The sequence below is a fragment of the Streptacidiphilus neutrinimicus genome, assembly GCF_000787815.1.
Taxonomy (GTDB): Bacteria; Actinomycetota; Actinomycetes; order Streptomycetales; family Streptomycetaceae; genus Streptacidiphilus; species Streptacidiphilus neutrinimicus.
The window spans coordinates 19013-38137 of record NZ_BBPO01000014.1 but is presented as its reverse complement, the minus strand read 5'-3'; the positions used below and the strand labels follow the sequence as shown (position 1 = coordinate 38137).

Below are 19125 nucleotides of genomic sequence, written 5' to 3'. Positions count from 1 at the left end.
GTCGCCACGAGCCACGACGCCCCGGGACGGGCCGGGGCGTCGTAGCTCGTGGCGGTGGGACGCGTCAGTGCCAGTTGCTGATCCTGAGGTCGCGCGGCGCGGGCTCGCCCTCGCCGGTCTCCAGCAGCTTCTTCAGGCTCAGCAGGAAGGTCGCCCACTTGGTGCTGCAGTGGTACATGAACTCCACCGGCTCGCGCCAGCCCTCGTGCCGGAAGCGGATGATCGTGAAGCCGTCCGCCTCCGAGAGATCGAAGCGGACCCGCGTGCCGATCCACTCCTCGGGGCCGTCGACGACCTCCCAGAGCACGAGCTCCTTGGGGCGGGCGTCCAGGACCTTCATGTCGAAGCCGCCGGGCGCGAAGCGGAACCGCAGCACGCCGCCGACGTCCGGGTCGCCGTCCGTGTCCTCGGTCCACCAGGCGGCCAGGCCCTCGACCGTGGTCAGGGCCGCGTAGACCTGCTCCGGGGGTGCGGTGACCCCCACCCTGTGCAGGATGTCCACCATGACGATGCCTCCTCGCGTGTGATGCGTGATGTGGGATGAACGATGCGTGGGGTTTCGGATGTCAGCCTTCGGGCCGGGGCTCACGGCTCTGCTGGATCGCCTCGGCGATCCGCTTGATGCGGCGCAGACGGGCGTCCCAGGCCGCGCCCACGGAGGACAGCTGCGCGACCGCGCGGGCGAACTGGGCCTCGTCCACGGCGTATATCCGCTCACGGCCGGAGGGGGTGGCGTGCACCAGCCCGACCCGGTCCAAGACGCCGAGGTGCTTGGCGACCGCCTGCCGGGTGACGGGCAGGCGCTCGCTCAGCGTGGTCGCCGTGCCGCCGCCGTCGGTGAGCAGCAGGTCGAGCATCCGGCGGCGGATCGGGTCGCCCACCGCGGACCAGAGCTCGTCGTCGACGACGACGCTCACGGGGCCTGCACCAGTCCGTCGACGTAGGGGGCGAGCCGGGGCAGGTAGTAGTCCCAGCCGGTGACGTGGTCGCGGTACTGCTCCTCCAGGACGGCGGCCTCCCAGCCCTGCTCCCGGAAGCCCGTCTCGGTCAGCCGCAGCAGCGTGCCCGCGCCCGCGGGGACCAGGTCGAAGGTGATCAGCAGCGAGTTGCCCGGCGTCGCCGCCTGGTCCTGCTCGTGCATCCAGCGGAAGGAGAACCGCCGCGGCGGATCGGCCTCGATGACCGTCAGCGCCACGACGTGCCTGTCCGGCGACGAGCTGTCGCCGAAGCCGAAGGTCCCGGTGCCGCCGGGCTCGGGCTCGAACTCGGCCTCGTCCGGCCACCAGCCGCGCAGGTGCTCCGGCGTGCTGACGACCTCGTAGACCACCTCCGGCGTGGCGTCGACGTGGATCTCCCGCTCGATGCTGCCGAACTCCATGGCGCTGCTCCTCGTACTCGCAACCTTTGGTTGCTTATCACTCTAGGCCGACCCCCGCTCATGTGCAACCAAAGGTTGCCTTTCATGGGCGGGTCGGGGCGGAAATGTGCCTGTTTTACCCGCATATGTCCCGTTATCGTGCTCCCGGCGGCTCGGTGTCGGTCTCCGGGAGGCCAACTTCGGCCCCTGCCAATGCAGGTGATGCATCGACGCGTACCGGCGCGTCGGAGGTGACGGAGCGATGGGTGACAGGGTCGCGTCGGGCGGGGCAGACTGGGCGTCGCGCCCGGCCCGGAACCATGCATCTCAGTTCGTCGGGGCCCCGGCGGGGCGCCGATGCGAGTCGCAGTCACAGGGGGAGCCCGTATGTCCCGCACCATCTCCAGCCTGGTCGGTGAGCCGCTGTCGCAGCTCAATGCCGAGGTCACCACCGCCGGCGCGGCGCTGGCCCCCACCGGTGACCCGGGCCCCGTCCGCGCCGTCGCGGATCGGGCCGTGGGAGCGGCGGCGGCCGTCGCCGTCCTCGACAACGCCGAGCTGCTCTGTGAGCCGGCCCACGACCGGCGCGCCCTGCTGCGCGCCCAGGAGGCCCTCCACGCGGCTCGCACCGCCGCGCTCTCGCTCGCCGCCCCGGCCGGCAGCGTCGAGGGGATCGACGCGATCCTGCGCGCCATCACCGGCGCCCTGAACACCGCGCGCACCTCCTCGTCCTGAGTCGTATTTCCCCCCCGACCGGTGGGCGGCAGATCCCCCGATCGGCGTATGCACTGCGTGTATACGCCGTGCGTATAGTCGTCGCATGACGATCGGCCACACCCTGTTGGGCCTGCTGGAATCCGGCCCGAGACACGGTTACGACCTGAAGCGCGCCTTCGACGAGCGCTTCGGCCACGACCGCCCGCTGCACTACGGCCAGGTCTACGCGACCATGGCGCGACTGCTGAAGAACGGCCTGGTGGAGGTCGAGGGCATCGAGGCCGGCGAAGGTCCGGACCGCAAGCGCTACGCGATCACCGACGCTGGGGTCACCGACGTCGAGCAGTGGCTCGCCCAGCCCGAGAGGCCCGAGCCCTACCTGCAGAGCGCCCTCTACACCAAGGTCGTGGTCGCCCTGCTCACCGGGCGCAGCGCGCAGGACATCCTGGACACCCAGCGCTCGGAGCACCTGCGCCTGATGCGCGAGCTCACCCGGCGCAAGGCCGGGGGAGACCTCCCCGACCAGCTGATCTGCGACCACGCCCTGTTCCACCTCGAAGCCGACATGCGCTGGCTGGAGCTGACCGCCGCGCGGATCGACCAGCTCGCCGAGGAGCTCACCCGATGACGCCGACCACCCCCACCGCCCCGACCGCCCACGCCGCGAACCGCGGCGTCACCGACGCGCCCCTGCTCGCGGCGGCAGGTCTGCACAAGTCCTACGGCGCCACCCCGGCGCTCGCCGGAGCCGACTTCGAGATCCGCGGCGGCGAGATCGTCGCCGTGATGGGCCCGTCCGGCTCCGGCAAGTCCACGCTGCTGCACTGCCTCGCCGGGATCGTCAGCCCCGAGGCGGGCACCGTCCACTACCAGGGCCAGGAGCTGACGGCGCTGAGCGACGCCCGGCGCAGCGCGCTGCGCCGCTCCGACTTCGGCTTCGTCTTCCAGTTCGGCCAGCTGGTGCCCGAACTGACCTGCTTGGAGAACGTCGCGCTGCCGCTGCGCCTGGCCGGGACGCGGCGCCGCGAGGCAGAGGCGCGCGCGGCCGAGTGGCTGCAGCGGCTGGAGGTCGCCGACGTCGCCGCCAAGCGGCCCGGAGAGGTCTCCGGTGGCCAGGGCCAGCGCGTCGCGATCGCCCGCGCCCTCGCCCCCCGCCCGCGCGTCGTCTTCGCCGACGAGCCGACCGGGGCCCTCGACTCGCTCAACGGGGAGCGCGCCATGCAACTGCTCACCGCCGCCGCCCGGGACACCGGCGCCGCGGTGGTGCTGGTCACCCACGAGGTGCGGGTGGCCGCCTACTCCGACCGCGAGGTCGTCGTCCGCGACGGGCGCGCCACCACGTCGGCGGTCGCGCTGTGACCGCCGCGGGGGGAGCGCTGGACCACCGGCAGACGGCCGCGCCCGGCGGCGGTCCGCCGACCGACGCCCCCGGGCCGGGCGACCGGCTCCGGGGCTGGGCGCGCGACCTGTCGCTGGGCGCCCGCTTCGCACTGACCGGCCGCGAGGCCATCGTGCGCACCGTTCTCAGCGCGCTGGGCGTCGGGCTGGGCGTGGCGATGCTGCTGCTCGGCACCACCGTGCCGGGCCTGGTCGCCGACCGCTCGCAGCGCAGCGCCGCACGCGACCTGACCTACTTCGGCGCCACGCTCAAGCCGGGCCCGGACACCATGCTCGTCGGCGAGGGCGACACCTCATGGCACGGCGAGGACGTCTACGGCAAGCTGCTCAAGCCCGAGGGCTCGGCGGTCAAGGTCGTCGCCGGGCTCACGGCCTACCCGGCCCCGGGCACCATGTACGTCTCGCCCGCCCTGCGGCGGGTCCTCGCGTCGCCCCAGGGCAGCCTGCTGCGCGACCGCCTGCCCTACCGGATCGTCGGCACCATCGCCGACGACGGCCTGCTCGGCCCCTCCGAGCTCGCCTACTACGCGGGGGACGGCGCGCTGCACCTGAGCGGCGCCGAATCGAACCAGGACCTCTACCGCACGAACAGCATCGGCGGCCACTACGTCGACAGCGGCATGAACCCGGTGCTCGTGCTGCTGTCCGTGGTCGCCTTCGTGGTGCTGCTGCTGCCCATCGCCGTGTTCGTCGCCACCGCCGCCCGCTTCGGCGGCGAGCGCCGCGACCGGCGCCTGGCGGCCCTGCGGCTGATCGGTGCGGACATCTCCGGAACCCATCGGACCGCGGCCGGCGAGGCACTGGTCGGCGGGGCACTCGGTGTGCTCGCCGGGTTCTTCTTCTTCCAGGTCGGCCGGGCCGTGATCGGCGGCATCGAGATCGCCGGGCTCAGCGTCTTCCCGCGTGACGTGACGCCCGGGCTCGGCATGGCGGGGCTGATCGCCCTCGCCGTGCCCGCGTGCTCGATCGTCGTCACGGCGCTGGCCCTGCGCGGGGTCACGATCGAACCTCTCGGAGTGGTCCGCCGCTCGGCGCCGGTCCGCCGCCGCCTGTGGTGGCGCCTGCTGCCGCCGCTGCTGGGCGTGGCCATGCTCCTCCCCTCCCTTCTCGGCGGGCTGGGCGACGGCAACTCCCTGCTGCTGCCGACGGGGATGATCCTGCTGCTGGTGGGCGTCGCCGCGCTGCTGCCCTGGGTGATCGAGCGGGTGGTGGCCCGGCTCGGAGCCGGACCGGTGCCGATCCAGCTGGGCAGCCGACGGCTGCAGCTGTCCGGGGGCACGGCGGCCCGTGCCGTCGCCGGGATCACCGTGGCCGTGGCGGGCGCGATCGGCATCCAGACGCTCTTCGCCGGGGTGACCGCCGACTTCACCAAGCAGAGCGGCCTGGACACCCAGCGGGTGCAGGCGCTGCTGACGCACGACGTGACCGGCGCCCAGCAGTTGGACGAGCTCACCGGCCGGCTCCGGGCGGTGGACGGCGTGCTCGGCGTGACCGCGCGGGTGACCGCGATGGCGGTGGAGCCGGGCGCCCCGGGCAGCTCCCCGTCGAACTGGAACCAGGTCCAACTCGTCGTCGGGGACTGCGCGGCACTGGAATCGGTCGCGCGGGTCGGCGGCTGTCGCCCCGGCGGCGTCTACACCGTCGGCGTCCCGGTCGGCACGACGCTGGACCTGGCCGACCCGAACGGCGACGGGCCGCCGCCGAAGCCGCGCCTGTGGAAGGTGCCCGCCGGGGCCCCGCAGACGGCCCTGAGCGGCTCGGCCAGCACCGTCGTTTCGAACGCCCCCACAGTCCTGGCCACCCCGCAGGCGCTCTCCGTCGACCGGCTGGTCCTGCCGTACGCCCAACTCCAGCTGCGCCTGGCCCAGAACGACCCGGACGCTCTCGAACGGGCCCGCAACGCGGCGGTGTCGGTGGATCCGACGATGGCCGTGACCACGGTGTCGTCCAGCGTGACCCTGCACTCCTTCGACGCCCTGCGTCGGGGCCTGATCGTCGGCGCGACGGCCACCATGGTGCTGATCGGGCTCAGCCTCGCGCTCGGCACCATCGAGCAACTGCGCGAACGGCGGCGTCTGTTGGCCGTGCTCGTCGCCTTCGGCACCCGTCGCTCCACGCTGGCGCTGTCCGTCCTGTGGCAGACCCTGGTGCCGATCCTGCTCGGTCTCGGCCTGGCCCTCGGCTTCGGCGTCGGCCTGGGCGCGGTACTCCTGCGGATCACCCGCGCGCCCGTCGGCTTCGACTGGACGTCGGTCATGCAACTGGTCGGCACGGGCCTGGCCGTCGCCCTGCTGGCGACCCTGATCAGCATGCCGGCTCTGTGGCGGCTGATGCGCGCGGACGGCCTGCGCACCGAGTAGCGCGCGGCGGTCGGGGGCACGCCGGTGGCGTGCCCCCGACGCGTGCGCGAGGACGTCTCAGGCGTCCGAGGTGTCGAAGGGCTCGTCGTTCCAGCGCCAGCCGGCCGTGCACGGCGGCGCCGGGCTCGGCCGCGGTGGTGCTGGCGGGCGGCGCGGTGCTCGGGACGGTCTCTCCGCCGATCGGCGAGGAGACCGTCCCTTTTTCTCGGCGGCGGCGCGCCCGCGTGGCCGTCCCGTGCCGCCCCGCCCGTGTACGGCCGACTAGCGCAGCTCTGCGATGAGCCCCGGGAGATCGCGCATGTGGTGGAAGACGGTGGTGCCGGGGCCTTCGAGTCGCTCGGCCGGGGTGAGGCCGCCGGCGTAGCCGAAGGACCGCATGCCCGCGGCGCGCGCGGCATGGACGCCGGGCCGGCTGTCCTCGACCACCACGCAGGCGGCCGGGTCCACGCCCATCCGCCGGGCGGCATACAGGAACAAGTCGGGGGCCGGCTTGCCGTGTGGGACCTCGCCGGCGCTGAAGACGCGTCCCGCGAAGCGTTCGTGGAGACCGGTGCGGCCGAGGGTGTGCCGCATCTTGTCGTGGGATCCGCTGGAGGCGACGCACGTCGGCAGGGTGAGCGCGTCGAGGGCCTCCGGCAGTCCCTCGACGGGAGCGAGTTCGGCGTCCACCGCCTCGCGGTGGAGCTTCTCGAACCTCTGCGACCAGAGCGCCGCCGTGTCCTCGCCGAGCCGCGCCGCGACCTGCTCGCGGATGGCCGCGTGCGAGCGCCCGATGAACCGCTCCACGACCTCGCCCTCGCTCAGCGGCCAGCCCAACTCCGCCCCGAGGGCGACCTGCACGCGTACGGCGATGCGCTCGCTGTCGACCAGCACGCCGTCGCAGTCGAATATGACGAGCTCGATGGGCTTGATCATCCCCGTAGGATAGGGCTTCGCTCTCGGTGCCCGGACCCGAACGTCGGTGCCTGCCCTGCTTCGGGGCATGGCTGTTGCGTGGGCCGGGGCCCTCCTGACAGCCTGTCCGGCGCGAGGCGGTGTGGGGGAGGAGCCGAGCGGTGGGCGATGCGGTGTTCGTGAGGTTCCAGGCGGCGTCCCCGAATGCCCGCGGCCACTTCCCCGGCGTCTTCGCCCTGCTCAACGGGCTCGCACGGGCCGGTCGGCTGAGCGAGGAGGAACACCGTTTCTGGCGGGCGGCCAACGACTGGTACGACGCCTGCCTCACCGACCCTTCCACCGTCGACCCCACGGTCTACGACCGCGAACTGCATCCAGCCGCGGCGTCCTGGTTCAAGTCCGCCGCGGGCGAGTTCGTCGAGGGAGTGAGCGGTTGTCTGAGGATCCTGGCCGCCCACGACGTCCCGTGCGAGCGGCTGGAGTCCTCCGCTCCGGGAAGAGTCATCTACGAGGACGACCACCAGATCGTCGTCGTGCCGTGGACGCCGACGTCCTGACCGCCGCCGTTTGGCTCCCCCCGTTACGGTTAGACGCCCCGTCATGGAAGGCAGATACAGCGCGGCGGGCGCGTCCCGCGGAGTCATGATCGTCGCTGATGTCGTCGCAGGCATCCTGGTGCTGTGGATCATCCTCTATGTCCTGAAGGCCAACCCCTCCAACGACGTGGCGCACTGGATCCACAACGCGGCCGACTGGCTGTCGGCCTGGGGGCACGACCTCTTCACCCCCTCCGAGGGTTGGCTGCGCACCCTGCTCAACTACGGTATCCCTGCCCTCGTCTACCTGCTGATCGGGCACACGCTCGCCGCTCGTCTGCGCTGAGACGCGCCGACGGCAGTTGCCCACCCGGAGATACGGTTCGCCCCCGTGGTGCCAGGCACCGCGGGGGCGAACCGGTGGGATCTGGGTGACGAAGCCGACGCCTAACGCTTCGCCGGCTCCGTGTCGCTCGTGGCGACGGGCGACGGCGCAGCCGGATGTGGGATGCGGCGGCCGGTGAAGGCGGAGGCGACGGCCGCGACGAGGCACGCGGCGAGGGCGAACCAGAACGCGACCGCGAGGCCGTCCTGGAACGGGCCGGTGACCAGGTGAGGGAAGAAGTCCCGGCCGGTCAGGTAGTCCGCGCGTCCCGCCGGGAGGTGCTGGAGCACCTGCGGACCGAGCAGTTGCCGGATCGGGTTGTAGCCGAGGAACGCCGCGAACAGCACCGCCAGCGGCGGAAGCTGGGAGACCTTCGCCGCGACCGGCGCGGGCACGCCCTGCGCGACCAGGCCGTGGTCCATGGCGCCGGGCAGGCTCTGGGCGAGGCCCAGGACGATCAGGCTGAAGAACAAACCGATGGACAGCACCATCGCCGCGTTCTGGAACGTGGCCGTCATGCCCGCGCCGACGCCGCGCTGGCGCGCCGGGACCGCGTTCATGATCTCGGCGCGGTTGGGGGAGGCGAACAGGCCCGCGCCCAGGCCGTTGAGGACGAGGATCGCCGCGAAGGCCGGGTAGGGGAAGTCGACGGGCAGCACCATCAGCAGGCCGAAGCTGAGCGCGTTCAGCAGCGCGCCCGTGATCGTGAAGAAGCGCGACCCGAAGCGGTCGGAGAGGAGGCCCGAGACGGGCGCGGCCACCAGCAGTCCGACGGTCAGCGGGATCATGTAGATGCCCGCCCACAGCGGGGTCTGCTCGAAGCTGTAGCCGTGCAGCGGCAGCCAGATGCCCTGGAGCCAGATCACCAGGATGAACTGCAGGCCGCCACGGCCGAGCGCGGTGAGCAGGTTGGCCAGGTTGCCCGCGGCGAAGGTGCGCAGCTTGAACAGCGAGAGGTCGAACAGCGGCTCGGCGACCTTGGACTCGATGACGCAGAACACGATCAGGAGCACCACGCCGACGCCCATGGCGGTGAGCACCCACGGGTTGCCCCAGCCGGTCGTCGCGCCGTGGTAGGGCTGGATGCCGTAGGTGATGCCGACCAACAGCGTGATCAGGCCGGCCGCGAAGGTGAGGTTGCCCCACCAGTCGATCGCCGCGGGCTGGCGGTGACCGGTGTCCTTGAGCTTCAGGTAGGCCCAGACTGAGCCGAAGACGCCGACGGGGACGGACACCAGGAACACCCAGCGCCAGCCGACCGGCCCGAGGACGCCGCCGAGCATCAGGCCGATGAAGGCCCCGGCTATGCCCGCGATCACGTTGATGCCCAGCGCGGTCCCGCGCTGCCGCGCCGGGAAGGCGTCGGTGATGATCGCGGTCGAGTTGGCGAAGATCAGCGCGCCGCCGACGCCCTGGACCACGCGCCAGCCGATCAGCCACAGCGCGGCCTCGGTGCCGCTGCCCCAGGTGAGGGAGAGCATGATCGAACACGCGGTGAAGACCGCGAAGCCCAGGTTGTACATCCGCACCCGGCCGAACATGTCGCCGAGCCGCCCGAAGGTGACCACCAGGACGGCGGTGACCACCATGAAGCCCATCATCATCCACAGCAGGTAGCTGGTGTTGTGCGGGTCCAGCGGGTCGAGGTGGATCCCGTCGAAGATGTTCGGCATGGCGATCAGGACGATCGACTGGTTGATCATCACCATCAGCATGCCGAGCGTCGTGTTCGACAGGGCGACCCACTTGTAGTGGGGGCCGTGCTCGTGCTCGACCTCAGGGGGAGCCGCGACTGCCGCGTCGGCGGCGGATTTCGATCCGCCCGGTGGCGAGGCGGCGGGCGAGCTGGGTGGCATGGCGAGGGCTTCCCTTCGGTCAGTGTGCTGTACAACTATTTCAGGCGAAGGGGTTCCCTGTCACCGCTGGACTGCTCCGCACGACCGGTGCGGGGCGGTGCGCGGCGGTGCGGACCGCTGCGGAGCGGGGCAGGGGGCCAGCACCGCGACAGTGGAGCGGTGGGCGCCTGCTCGGCACGCCCTACTCGGACCGCCGCAGCCGCGAGGGGATGTGGACGAGGCCCCGACGGTGGCGGGGGTGCGCGCGAACCTCGGTGCGGCGCTGCCACTGTTCTCCGGGGACCGGCTCTCCGAGCTGGGGGTGCTGCTGCCCTCCCTGCTGCGTGACGCGGACGAGGTCGCCCGTGCAGGACCGGAGGGCCGGGCGGTTCGAGCGCGCCTCTTGCAGCTCACGGGCTGGCTGCTCACGCAGGCTCGTCAGTTCGACGCCGCCGAGGAGGCCCTGGAGCGGGCGTTGGACGATGCGCCGGACCATGTGCAGGCGGCGACGACGATCAGCACCATGTGCCGGCTGCTCTGCGCCGAGGGCGCCTGGCCCGAGCGCGCCAGTTGGCGACACGGTGGGCGGACGAGACCGAACCGCGGTTGTCGAGGGCCACGCGGGTCACGGACGTCCGCGTCCTGCAGACCCGCCACCGCCAGGCCGTCCACGGGCGGCCCCCGTGAGCGTCGTCATCACGTTGCGGGGCGGGTCGGGGCGGGGCGGTCAGTCCTCGGGGTCGTCGCGCCGCTGGTCGACGGGGTCGGCTTCGAGGCCGGCGGTGTGGACGCGGGTGACGAAGTCGAAGGCGGTGGCGTGGTCGAGGTCGTCGGTGAGGCGCATCAGTTCGTTGGTGAAGCGCTTGATCTGGGGGTCCATCGCGGTCAACCGAAGATCGTGGGGAGGAAGACGAGGGCTGCGGCGATGAAGAGGAGGGCGATCGGGGTTCCGATGGGGACGGGCATCACGGGCTCCTGCGGTCGGCGGACGTTCTGCCGCCAGTCGAGCAGCAGCCGGCCGGTCCGGCGACCGGGGCTACTCCGGACGGCCGCTCCGGCGCGTCGGAGCGCCGGGCGCTCCCCCCGCGCCGGGGCGCGAGGGGAGCGGGGGAGCCGGGCAGCGGAGGCGGAGTGGGGCGGTGGGTCAGCCGAGTTCGGCGGAGAGGAAGTTCGCGCCGTTGTAGGTGCCCCAGCCGGTGACGCGGTCGTAGCCGGTGCCGGCCTTGTACGCGCCGTTGCTGCCGCTGGTGACGTCGTGGAACGCCTTGCTGTAGTTCGAGGACTGCGCCAGGGCGTAGATGGTGGCGTTGGCGAAGCCGAAGGCGGGCTTGCCCTTCGCCTTGGCCTCGCTGTCGTAGATCGCGGTGAACGCGGCCCAGTTGGGCGCGGCGGCGCTGGTGCCGCCGTACTCGTCCCAGGCGCCCTCGCTGTAGACGGACCAGCCGCTGCTCGGGTCGGCGTTCGCGGCGATGTCCGGGACGTAGCGGTAGCTGCCGGTGTCGACCTTGCTCTGGAAGCTGGGGGTGGCGAACTCGGAGGAGACGCCGCCGCCGCTGCCGGACCAACCGGTCTCCTTGCTCCAGCCGCCGGAGGAGGTGAGGGACAGCGTGGTGCCGCCGGTGCCCGAGACGTAGGGGTCGCTGGCCGGGAAGTCGACGGAGGTGCCGCCGTTGCCCGCGTCGTCGGAGCCGCTGTCGCCGGAGGCCGCGTAGAAGGACTGGCCCTGGGCGGAGGCCTCCTGCAGGTCGGTGTTGACGGCGGTGAGGTTGGAGGGGGTCTCGCCCGCCTCGTACTCGCCCCAGCTGGTGGAGATGACCGGGACGTCGTCGCTGACGAGCGCCGCGTAGACGGCCAGCTCGCCGGCGTCGCTGTTGGGGGCCTCGTAGACCTTGACCGACGCCTGTGGGGCGAGGGCCTGGACGACCTCGATGTCGAGCTCGACCTCGTCCTCGCCGGAGGTGTCGGTCGTGCCGCCGCCCGCGGTGCGGACCGTGGGCGCGGGCGGGGTCAGCGAGTAGCCCTTGTCGTAGGTGGTCACGTCCGACTGGCTGTAGGCGGAGAACTCCAGCAGCCCGACCGTGACGCCGCTGCCGGTGTAGCCGGAGCTGATCGCGGAGGCGACGTTGTAGGCGGTGCGGGCGTGGGCAGGGGTGAGGCCCGGGTGGGTGGCCATGGGCGTGGCGTCCGAGGTCGCCTGCGCGGACGCGTTGCGGGCGAGGTCGCTGTGGTAGTGCGCGTAGTCGTTGAGGCCGGCCACGTCGGTGACGTCGGCGGCGATGGACGCCGGGAGCACCGGGGCGCTGGTGTTTGCGTAGAAGTCCTGCTTGGCGGAGGCGTCGTGGTAGGTGGCGAGCGTGGTCCCGAAGGCCTTCTCCACCTGGGCGGCGGTGCCACGGGCCTGCAGGGTCAGGTGGTTGGCGCTCAGCTGGCCCACCGCCAGGCCCTGGCTCCTGAGGTAGTCGGTGACCCGCCTGACGCTCTGCGCGGTGGCGCCGAAGCGATCCGCGAACTGCTTGACCGTCAGGTAGTGCTTGTACTCCGCGGAGTGGGGGTCGCTGACCTTCTGCAGGAAGGCCGTCAGCCCGGCCTGGTCGCGCAGGGCGAGGCTCAGCGTCACGGGTATGGACTGTCGGGCGTCGATCTGGGCGCCGCGGTGGGCGTGGGCGATCGCGGGGAGCACGTCGCCGCGCAGCGCCGCCGGGGCGGGGGTGGCGGCGTGCGCGGGGGAGGCCACGGCGAGGGCGAGGATCGGCAGCGGCGCCGCCAGCAGGCCGACGGCGGAACGGAGCGAGAGCTTCACGGGGGTCCTCCTGGGATCAAGGGGGATGTGCGACTTCCGTGCGCTGGAACGGCGTTGCCCGTTATGTCCGGGCGCCGCCGCTCCGGCCGGGCCGGGGGACGGGCCCGGCCGGAGCGGGGGTGTGCTCGGGCGGTCTGCTACGGGGCGCCGCCCGAGCGGGGTGGGCCGGCCCGGCCGGCGGCCGGGGGCGGGCCGCCGGGGGTGGGGTGCGTGGTCCCGGCGGTTGAGGCGTTGCCGCCGGGACCACGCCGCGGTGGGGCCGGCGTCAGAGGCTGTTCCAGGTGATGGAGAAGTTGTCGCCGCTCAGCGAGGAGGTGGTCGCCTCGGTGGCGCCGGAGTCGGAGACCATGTTGATGCCGGTCGGGTTGGTCCCGCCGAGGCCGGAGCCGTTGACCGTGTTGTTGCTGAACTTCACGGTGCCGAAGTCGTCCAGCGGCAGGACGCTGCCGGACCAGGGGGCCTCCGCGATGATCTCCGCGGAGGAGCGGGACAGGCCGCTCTCGCGCTTGGTGGTCTTCTTCGTCCAGCCCTCGGTCCTGTCCGCGAGGGTCAGCGTGTAGGTGCCGGAGGCGTAGCTGACGGTCTCGGTGATGGTGTCGCCGGGCTGGACGTTGTTGCTGTAGGTGACCGGGTCGGCCGGGTACATCTCGTACCAGGCCGAGTACTCGGCCTGCCCGCCGGAGCAGTCGGCCTCCGTGCCGGTCTGCTCGACGGAGCTGGAGCTGTAGCCGTCCAGGCCCACCCAGAAGCTGGAGTAGCCGTCGCCCTGCGAGCAGTCGACGGCGGGCTGCACGAACGTGGTGCTGACGCTGGTGTAGGTGCCGCCGGTGGTCGCGTAGCCCGACCAGTTGTCACTGGTCGCGGTGGTGTGCTTGAGGCCGCCGCCGTGGCTGACGAAGAAGGGCGTGGTGCCGTGCTGGCCGGCCACGTGGTGCATCGGAGCCTGCAGCAACGCCGCGGCGGGGGCAGCGGCGGCGGACGCCGTGGGGGCGAAGGCGGCGAGGGTGAGCGCGAGGGCCGAGCCGGGGGCGAGTAAGCGGCGCAGGTGCACGGAGGTTCCTCTCTGCGGTGCGGGACGGTGCGGTGCGGGAGAGAACAGCCTCGGCCGGGCCCGACGCGGCGTCAGACACGTGCCGTTCCTGCTCGGGGAGGTGCGGTGCGCGTGCTGACGCCCCGTGGGTCCACCGAAAGCGGACGGTGGACCACAGGGAGTGACACCCTGTTGCGTGGTGCTTGAACGAGAGTAAGGCTGACGTGGACACGCTGAATAGGGGAACCGGCGGAAAACTTCTGAGAATCCTCTGAGCGGCCTCCGTGCGAGCCGGGGGCGGCCCCGTTGTCACCCGGTCGCCACACGGCGGGACGCCCGATGCTGATCGGTCGTCAGCGGCGTCCGCGGCAGAACGGCGCACCGGTGACACGGCGTCAGTTACGGCCTCTGGCCTGGGTGAAAGCGTCGGCCGCCCGACTCCCGAAGGCTGACTTGACGGCTCACCAGGGAAAGATCTGTTGTGCGCCGAAGGAGTGCTTTGTGCGATGAAGTGCCCGCGCTCGGGAATGCCTGACGGTGCTGTGCATACGAAGGGCGTTCCGGACCGGGCGCCCGTCAGTTGAGTCCATGGAGGACAGCTGTGAAGAGTATCCGCGTGACCGTCATCGGTGCCGTCGCCGCCGCGGCGGTTGTGGGTGTGGTGGCTCCGGCGACCGCGCAGGCGGCGCCCCGCACCGTCGCTGCGGTGCAGACCAACCACCACCGTCACTGCGACGGCGACCGTGACCGTGACCACTGGGGCCGCTGCTGCGACCGTGACCACGACCACGGCGGCTGGTGGCGTCACCACCACCACGGTGTCGAGGCCGGTGGCGGCGGCATGGCCGCCTCCGTGGCCGCCCGGACCTCGCACATCGGTGGCTGACAATCCCGCATGCGGTGGCGGCCGCCTTCGTGCGGCCGCCACCGCGGTCATGTTCGGGGGCTGCCTGCTCGCCCCGCTCCTGACCGGTTGTGACACGCAGGCGCACCGGACGGCGGTCGTCAAGGCCGCCGCCGTCCCACCGTCCGCGTCGGCCTCGGCGTCGGTCTCGCCGAGCGCGCCGCCCGTCGCGCCGATGGCCGCCTCGGAGCCCGAGCGGATCACCATCGCGCGCCTGGGGCTGAACGCTCCGCTGGTGCCCGTGGGCCGCGCGTCGGACGGCACCGTGGCGACCCCCTCGTTCGCCCACCCCCACACGGCCGGCTGGTACGACGGCTCGGTCACCCCGGGCCAGCAGGGCACGTCCGTCATCGTGGGCCACGTCGACACCCCGACCGGGCCCGCCGTCTTCTACCCCCTCGCCGTCGCCCGTCCCGGCGACACCGTGGCGGTCACCCGCGCCGACCACACCACCGCGGACTTCACGGTCGACGCCATCAAGGTGATCCCGCGCGACGACTTCGACGAGAGCCAGGTCTACGGCGCCACCGGCCGCCCCGAGGTCCGGCTGATCACCTGCGGCGGCACCTACGACAAGGCCACCCAGGAGTACTCCAGCAACGTCGTCGTCTACGCCCACCTCACCGGCGACCAGACATGACGGAACGTCCGATCTGCCCGCCGGAGACCGCCCGCCGTGATCCGGTGCCGAGCCTGATCGAGAGCCGGCCCGGGTACTTCGACCTGCCGGCCCGGATCCTGGCCGCGGTCGGGCTGGCGGTCGACGGCGCCGTCCACGCCTACCTCGCCGGTCACTACGCGCTGACCGCACCCGGGATCAACATCGGCACCTGGTTCCGCACCGAGGCGGTCGTGGCGTGCATCGCCGCCCTGCTGGTCATCACGCTCCGGCACCCGGTCGGCGACGCGCTGGGGTGGCTGACCGCCGCCGCGGGGCTGGTGGGCCTGATCGTGTACCAGTTCGCGGGCCTGTACGAGGCCGGCCCTTTCGTCGACCTCAACGAGCTGCTGTGGACCGCCGAGCGGACCATGTCCCTGCCGGGTCAGGGCCTGGCGCTGGTCTGCCTCACCCCGCTGGTGATCCGACACCTGCACCGCGTGGTCGGCCGAACCGCCTGACCCGCGAGGCCGGATCGGCCATGTCCTCGGGCCCTGGGCCTCCCGCACCGCGGGGGACCAGGGCCCGAGGACTTCCTGCCGGGTCGCCCGGCTCGTCTCACCCGGGCGGCAGCGAGGCGGACCGGTCTCTGCCGTCGGCCGCCGCCAGGACCGCGGGCATCCACCGGGCCTTGTACAGGCTGCTCTTGGTGATGCCCTGGATCCCGTCGGGTAGGTGGAAGGCCACCCTCGAGGTGCACCACTGGCACGGGTTCTCGCCGTCCGGCGCCACGGTGAGCACCTGACCGCTGACCGGGTCGTCGCTGATGCTCTTGACGCCCGGCTCGTCGATCTCCTGCTCGCCGGTGTACGCCACGAAGGCCTTGCTCGCGACGGAGTACTGGTAGACGTGGCTCTCGGTGGTGACCCACAACAGCCCGGGGGAGGAGGCGACCGCGTTCACGTCGTGTCCGCCGCGGCTCGGCAGGGCCACGGACCGCACCAGATGGATGCGGGGGCGGCTCGCGGTCCCGCTGACCCGCAGGGCCACCAGCCGGGTGTCGCCGGCGGCCCACAGGAGCTCCCGGGTCTGGTCCCACTGGAGGCCGTGCGCTCCCGGGAGGTGGAACTGGCTGTAGTGGGCCGAGCGGGAGGACTGTGAGGCGGTGTAGATCCGTACGAAGTCCTGCGTGCTCGCGGCGACCGCGACGTTGCCGTTCGGGAGCACCTCGACGCTGTGCGCGTTCGCGTCCGTCCGGGTGGCCCAGCGCACCGATCCGGTGGTCAGGGAGACCATCGCGGCCATACCTCCCGACGCGCAGGTGAGCACCCAGTGCTCGCCCTCCCACAGCCGGTACTTGGCCTCGCTGACATTGTTCCAGCTGCGCTTCGGGCTCAACCGGCTCAGGCCGCTGTGGTCCAGCGGCGACCACGACCAGGAGGCGCTGCGGGCGGCGCGCATCGGCTGCATCCCGTGCTGCCAGGTCGGGTTGGCCGCGTCCAACACGAGGACCCGCTCGCTGGCCTGGTCCGCGGCAAGCAGCATGCTGCGGCCGACGGCCGGAACATGCGGAGCGGGAGCGTGCGGAGCAGGAGCCTGCGGACCCGGATCCTGGCGGGGTCTGCGTCGTGCGAAGCCTAAGGGGCTCACCAGGCCGGCGGCGCCGGTGGCCTTGATCACGGCTCGCCGGGACGGGCCCGGGTGCGGACACGGTGAATCTGCGGATGAGGTGGAGGGTGTGATCACTCCTCCACGGCAACACGTCCGGGCCCGTCGGCGGCGGAAGGACACGCCAGAGGGCTCATCGAACAGGTGGGCGGGGTCGGGCTCGGCGTCATGCCGCTCTCCCTCGCAGGGAGCCTCTTCGTCCAGACCTCGCGCCGCTGCCCGCCGCGCGTTCCCGGCCGGCGGGGCCGGCCCGCCGCTCTGCCGCGACCGCTGAACACCTGGATCGCGGGCCTCTCTGACGCGGCGAGATACGGACCGGGCCAAGGCGAGTCACCCTCCAGCCGCCTGCGAGTCTGCCCGACCAGAGCCTGATACCGTTCGGTATGCGGAGTCACATCTCCGGTTGGCCTATCCGCTGGAGTCGTCGATGGCGCGTACCGCCGCACGCCCGCACTACAACGTCACCTTCGCCGTGCTGCTGCTCGGCGTCGGCGCCTACTCCCTGCTGCAGTCGCTCGTCGTGCCGGTGATGCCGACGCTGATCGAGCGCCTGCACACCTCGCAGTCCACCGCCACCTGGCTGATGATCGGTTACCTGCTGTCGGCCTCCGTGGCGACGCCGATACTCGGGCGCATCGGCGACAAGGTCGGCAAGGAGCGGATGCTGCTGCTCACGCTCGTGGCGCTCACCGTCGGATCGGGAGTCGCCGGGCTGTCGAACAGCATCGGCCTGATGGTCGTCGCGCGCGTGATCCAGGGGCTCGGCGGCGGCGTGCTGCCGCTGGCCTTCGGCATCATCCGCGACGAGTTCCCCGCGGCGAAGGTGCACGGCGCGGTCGGCATCACCGCCGCGCTGACCGCGATCGGCGGCGGTATCGGGCTGATCCTGGCCGGGCCGATCGTCGCCGACATGGACTACCACTGGCTCTTCTGGTTCCCGATGATCATGACGGCCCTGGCGACCGTCGCGACCCACCTGTTCGTGCCGGAGTCACCGGTGCGCACCCCGGGCCGGATCAGCTGGGGCGCGGCGGTCCTGCTGTCGGTCTGGCTGGTGGCGCTGCTGCTCGCGGTCAGCGAGGGCCCCTCCTGGGGCTGGGGCTCGGCCCGGATCCTCGGGCTGTTCGCCGCCGCGGCGGTCTGCGCGGCGCTGTGGATCCTGGTCGAACTGCGCTCGGCCGAGCCGCTGATCGACATGCGGATGATGCGCATCCCCGCGGTCTGGACCGCCAACCTCGTGGCCCTGCTGTTCGGCGTGGTGATGTACACCACGATGACCTTCCTGCCGCAGCTGGTGCAGACCCCGCGGCGGCTCGCCGGGTACGGCTTCAGCGCCAGCGTCACGCAGTCCGGCCTCTACATGCTGCCGATGACCGGCTTCATGTTCGTCCTCGGCACGCTCACCGGCCGCCTGAGCGCCCGTCACGGGGCCAAGCGGGTCCTGGTCGCCGGGAGCGTGGCGACCGTCATCCCGTTCGTGGTGCTCGCGGCCGGTCACGACCGGACCTGGGAGCTGTACTTGGCGTCGAGCCTGCTCGGCGTCGGGCTCGGCCTCGCGTTCTCCTCCATGTCCGCGATCGTCGTCGAGGCCGTCCCGCCCGCGCAGACCGGCGCGGCCAGCGGGATGAACGCCAACATCCGTACCATCGGCGGGGCCGTCGGCAGCGGTGTCGCGGCGAGCATCCTCGCCGGCGGCGTGACCGCCGCGCACCCCTTCCCGCAGGACTCCGGCTACACGGCGACGTTCTGGTTCCTCACCGGCGCGGCCGTGCTCGCCGCGCTGGCCGCCGTGATCATCCCCTCCTCGCGGCCGAACCGGCGCCTGCAGCAGCCGGTCGCCGAGGGCTCGCCGATCCCGCGCCAGGGCGTCGCTGCCGGGGCCGACGCCGGTGCTCAGATCGGTGCCGAAGCCGACGCCGGGGAGCCGACCGTCGCATGAACGACCGCACCACCGCCGGCCCCGACGGCACCACCGCCCGCCCGGGCCGGCCGCTGCGCCGCGACGCGGCCGAGAACCGTGAACGACTGCTCCGCGCGGCCTGGGAGGTCTTCGCCGAGGTCGGCCAGGACGCGGGGGTCGAGGAGATCGCCCACCGCGCGGGCGTCGGCATGGGCACCCTGTACCGGCGGTTCCCGACCAAGGACGCCCTGCTCACCGCCCTGAGCGACGAGATCCTCGACACCGTCCTGCAGCGCGCCAGGGAACTGGCCGAGGCCCACGCCGACGGGAAGGGCCTGGAGCAGGTCCTGACCTACATCGGCTCGGTGCTGGCCTCGCACCACGGCTGCCTCACCCGGCTGTGGCAGGCCGTGCCGCCCACCGCCGACACCCGCCGCGCGGAACTGTGGTCCCTGCTCGCCGGGTTGCTGGAGGAGGCCCAGCACGGCGGCGAGGTCCGTGGCGACCTCACGCTGAGCGACGTCTACCTCGCCGTGCTGTCCCTGCGCGGGATCGTCGACGACACCGCGGGACGCGCGCCGGAGGTCTGGCGGCGTCACCTCTGCGTCATCCTCGCCGGATTCCGGCCCTCCGACCGGGCGCTGGAACACCCGCCCGCCGACGACGCGCTCGTCCACGCGGCCGTCGCCACCCCGGCTGCGCGCCGCTCCGCGGCCCGCTGAGCCGGCCGGGGCCGCCGGGCC

General features: G+C 72.5%; 20 protein-coding genes. 11 read left to right on the top strand and 9 right to left on the bottom strand.

Annotation, left to right across the window (positions count from 1 at the left end):
- Positions 1-64: 64 nt before the first annotated feature.
- The 3 genes from TR48_RS11950 to TR48_RS11940 all read right to left on the bottom strand — a co-directional run bounded on the left by TR48_RS11950 (position 65) and on the right by TR48_RS11940 (position 1378).
- On the bottom strand, positions 65-505 hold the full coding sequence (locus TR48_RS11950) for an SRPBCC family protein (RefSeq protein WP_084729262.1): 441 nt from the start codon (positions 503-505) through the stop codon (positions 65-67).
- Positions 506-566: 61 nt separating this feature from the next.
- Complete coding sequence (locus TR48_RS11945) at positions 567-917, bottom strand: ArsR/SmtB family transcription factor (protein WP_042366060.1); 351 nt, start codon at positions 915-917, stop codon at positions 567-569.
- On the bottom strand, positions 914-1378 hold the full coding sequence (locus tag TR48_RS11940; RefSeq protein WP_042366059.1) for an SRPBCC domain-containing protein: 465 nt from the start codon (positions 1376-1378) through the stop codon (positions 914-916). The genes TR48_RS11945 and TR48_RS11940 overlap by 4 nt, the downstream gene beginning before the upstream one ends.
- A 366-nt stretch (positions 1379-1744) precedes the next feature.
- Between TR48_RS11940 and TR48_RS11935 the strand changes: the two genes are divergently transcribed.
- From TR48_RS11935 to TR48_RS11920, 4 genes are all read left to right on the top strand, one after another.
- Positions 1745-2092 (top strand): hypothetical protein, encoded by a 348-nt coding sequence (locus TR48_RS11935; protein WP_042366058.1) that lies wholly within the window; start codon positions 1745-1747, stop codon positions 2090-2092.
- A gap of 85 nt (positions 2093-2177) precedes the next feature.
- Complete coding sequence (locus TR48_RS11930) at positions 2178-2702, top strand: PadR family transcriptional regulator (RefSeq protein ID WP_042366057.1); 525 nt, start codon at positions 2178-2180, stop codon at positions 2700-2702.
- The gene (locus TR48_RS11925; RefSeq protein WP_042366056.1) at positions 2699-3433 is read left to right on the top strand and encodes an ABC transporter ATP-binding protein; all 735 of its coding nucleotides are present in this window, start codon (positions 2699-2701) and stop codon (positions 3431-3433) included. The genes TR48_RS11930 and TR48_RS11925 overlap by 4 nt, the downstream gene beginning before the upstream one ends.
- Positions 3430-5832: an FtsX-like permease family protein gene (locus tag TR48_RS11920; RefSeq protein ID WP_052442598.1), complete on the top strand. Its 2403-nt coding sequence runs from the start codon at positions 3430-3432 to the stop codon at positions 5830-5832. The genes TR48_RS11925 and TR48_RS11920 overlap by 4 nt, the downstream gene beginning before the upstream one ends.
- Before the next feature lie 261 nt (positions 5833-6093).
- On the opposite strand, the gene TR48_RS11915 is transcribed toward TR48_RS11920, so the two are convergent.
- Complete coding sequence (locus tag TR48_RS11915) at positions 6094-6747, bottom strand: HAD family hydrolase (protein ID WP_042366055.1); 654 nt, start codon at positions 6745-6747, stop codon at positions 6094-6096.
- A gap of 140 nt (positions 6748-6887) precedes the next feature.
- Here TR48_RS11915 and TR48_RS11910 point away from each other — a divergent pair, with 140 nt between their 5' ends.
- The gene (locus TR48_RS11910) at positions 6888-7283 is read left to right on the top strand and encodes a hypothetical protein (protein WP_042366054.1); all 396 of its coding nucleotides are present in this window, start codon (positions 6888-6890) and stop codon (positions 7281-7283) included.
- 43 nt (positions 7284-7326) lie between these two features.
- Positions 7327-7608: a hypothetical protein gene (locus TR48_RS11905; RefSeq protein ID WP_042366053.1), complete on the top strand. Its 282-nt coding sequence runs from the start codon at positions 7327-7329 to the stop codon at positions 7606-7608.
- Positions 7609-7709: 101 nt separating this feature from the next.
- Here TR48_RS11905 and TR48_RS11900 read toward each other — a convergent pair whose 3' ends face one another.
- From TR48_RS11900 to TR48_RS11885, 4 genes are all read right to left on the bottom strand, one after another.
- Positions 7710-9362, bottom strand: coding sequence for an MFS transporter (locus TR48_RS11900; RefSeq protein ID WP_236652116.1), 1653 nt, complete (start codon positions 9360-9362; stop codon positions 7710-7712).
- An 847-nt stretch (positions 9363-10209) separates the two neighbouring features.
- Positions 10210-10371 (bottom strand): hypothetical protein, encoded by a 162-nt coding sequence (locus TR48_RS43135; protein WP_161789814.1) that lies wholly within the window; start codon positions 10369-10371, stop codon positions 10210-10212.
- A 255-nt stretch (positions 10372-10626) separates the two neighbouring features.
- On the bottom strand, positions 10627-12282 hold the full coding sequence (locus TR48_RS11890; RefSeq protein WP_042366051.1) for a S53 family peptidase: 1656 nt from the start codon (positions 12280-12282) through the stop codon (positions 10627-10629).
- Between the two features lie 265 nt (positions 12283-12547).
- Complete coding sequence (locus tag TR48_RS11885; RefSeq protein WP_042366050.1) at positions 12548-13333, bottom strand: G1 family glutamic endopeptidase; 786 nt, start codon at positions 13331-13333, stop codon at positions 12548-12550.
- Between the two features lie 580 nt (positions 13334-13913).
- Here TR48_RS11885 and TR48_RS11880 point away from each other — a divergent pair.
- Genes TR48_RS11880 through TR48_RS11870 form a run of 3 tightly spaced genes read left to right on the top strand, consistent with a single transcriptional unit; the run spans position 13914 to position 15335 of the window.
- A complete protein-coding gene (locus tag TR48_RS11880; protein WP_042366049.1) occupies positions 13914-14198 on the top strand; it encodes a hypothetical protein in 285 nt (94 codons plus the stop codon).
- Positions 14199-14247: 49 nt separating this feature from the next.
- Positions 14248-14856 carry a class F sortase gene (locus TR48_RS11875; protein WP_052442596.1) on the top strand — a complete coding sequence of 203 codons (609 nt, stop codon included), beginning with the start codon at positions 14248-14250 and terminating at the stop codon, positions 14854-14856.
- On the top strand, positions 14853-15335 hold the full coding sequence (locus tag TR48_RS11870) for a hypothetical protein (RefSeq protein WP_052442595.1): 483 nt from the start codon (positions 14853-14855) through the stop codon (positions 15333-15335). Before TR48_RS11875 ends, TR48_RS11870 begins: the two co-directional genes overlap by 4 nt.
- Positions 15336-15432: 97 nt before the next feature.
- Here TR48_RS11870 and TR48_RS11865 read toward each other — a convergent pair whose 3' ends face one another.
- The gene (locus TR48_RS11865; protein ID WP_052442594.1) at positions 15433-16359 is read right to left on the bottom strand and encodes a DUF6528 family protein; all 927 of its coding nucleotides are present in this window, start codon (positions 16357-16359) and stop codon (positions 15433-15435) included.
- Positions 16360-16909: 550 nt separating this feature from the next.
- On the opposite strand from TR48_RS11865, the gene TR48_RS11860 reads away from it, so the two are divergent.
- On the top strand, positions 16910-18421 hold the full coding sequence (locus TR48_RS11860; protein WP_042366048.1) for an MFS transporter: 1512 nt from the start codon (positions 16910-16912) through the stop codon (positions 18419-18421).
- The gene (locus tag TR48_RS11855) at positions 18418-19104 is read left to right on the top strand and encodes a TetR/AcrR family transcriptional regulator (protein WP_042366047.1); all 687 of its coding nucleotides are present in this window, start codon (positions 18418-18420) and stop codon (positions 19102-19104) included. Before TR48_RS11860 ends, TR48_RS11855 begins: the two co-directional genes overlap by 4 nt.
- Positions 19105-19125: the final 21 nt, after the last annotated feature.

What these genes read in the sequence shown, in the direction of transcription:
- TR48_RS11860 (WP_042366048.1), top strand. Translation starts at nt 16,910, where the DNA reads ATGGCGCGTACCGCCGCACGCCCGCACTACAACGTCACCTTCGCCGTG.
- TR48_RS11950 (WP_084729262.1), bottom strand. Translation starts at nt 505, where the DNA reads ATGGTGGACATCCTGCACAGGGTGGGGGTCACCGCACCCCCGGAGCAG.
- TR48_RS11855 (WP_042366047.1), top strand. Translation starts at nt 18,418, where the DNA reads ATGAACGACCGCACCACCGCCGGCCCCGACGGCACCACCGCCCGCCCG.
- TR48_RS11925 (WP_042366056.1), top strand. Translation starts at nt 2,699, where the DNA reads ATGACGCCGACCACCCCCACCGCCCCGACCGCCCACGCCGCGAACCGC.
- TR48_RS11865 (WP_052442594.1), bottom strand. Translation starts at nt 16,359, where the DNA reads ATGCTGCTTGCCGCGGACCAGGCCAGCGAGCGGGTCCTCGTGTTGGAC.
- TR48_RS11905 (WP_042366053.1), top strand. Translation starts at nt 7,327, where the DNA reads ATGGAAGGCAGATACAGCGCGGCGGGCGCGTCCCGCGGAGTCATGATC.
- TR48_RS11875 (WP_052442596.1), top strand. Translation starts at nt 14,248, where the DNA reads ATGTTCGGGGGCTGCCTGCTCGCCCCGCTCCTGACCGGTTGTGACACG.
- TR48_RS11915 (WP_042366055.1), bottom strand. Translation starts at nt 6,747, where the DNA reads ATGATCAAGCCCATCGAGCTCGTCATATTCGACTGCGACGGCGTGCTG.
- TR48_RS11940 (WP_042366059.1), bottom strand. Translation starts at nt 1,378, where the DNA reads ATGGAGTTCGGCAGCATCGAGCGGGAGATCCACGTCGACGCCACGCCG.
- TR48_RS11870 (WP_052442595.1), top strand. Translation starts at nt 14,853, where the DNA reads ATGACGGAACGTCCGATCTGCCCGCCGGAGACCGCCCGCCGTGATCCG.
- TR48_RS11930 (WP_042366057.1), top strand. Translation starts at nt 2,178, where the DNA reads ATGACGATCGGCCACACCCTGTTGGGCCTGCTGGAATCCGGCCCGAGA.
- TR48_RS11900 (WP_236652116.1), bottom strand. Translation starts at nt 9,362, where the DNA reads ATGCTGATGGTGATGATCAACCAGTCGATCGTCCTGATCGCCATGCCG.
- TR48_RS11935 (WP_042366058.1), top strand. Translation starts at nt 1,745, where the DNA reads ATGTCCCGCACCATCTCCAGCCTGGTCGGTGAGCCGCTGTCGCAGCTC.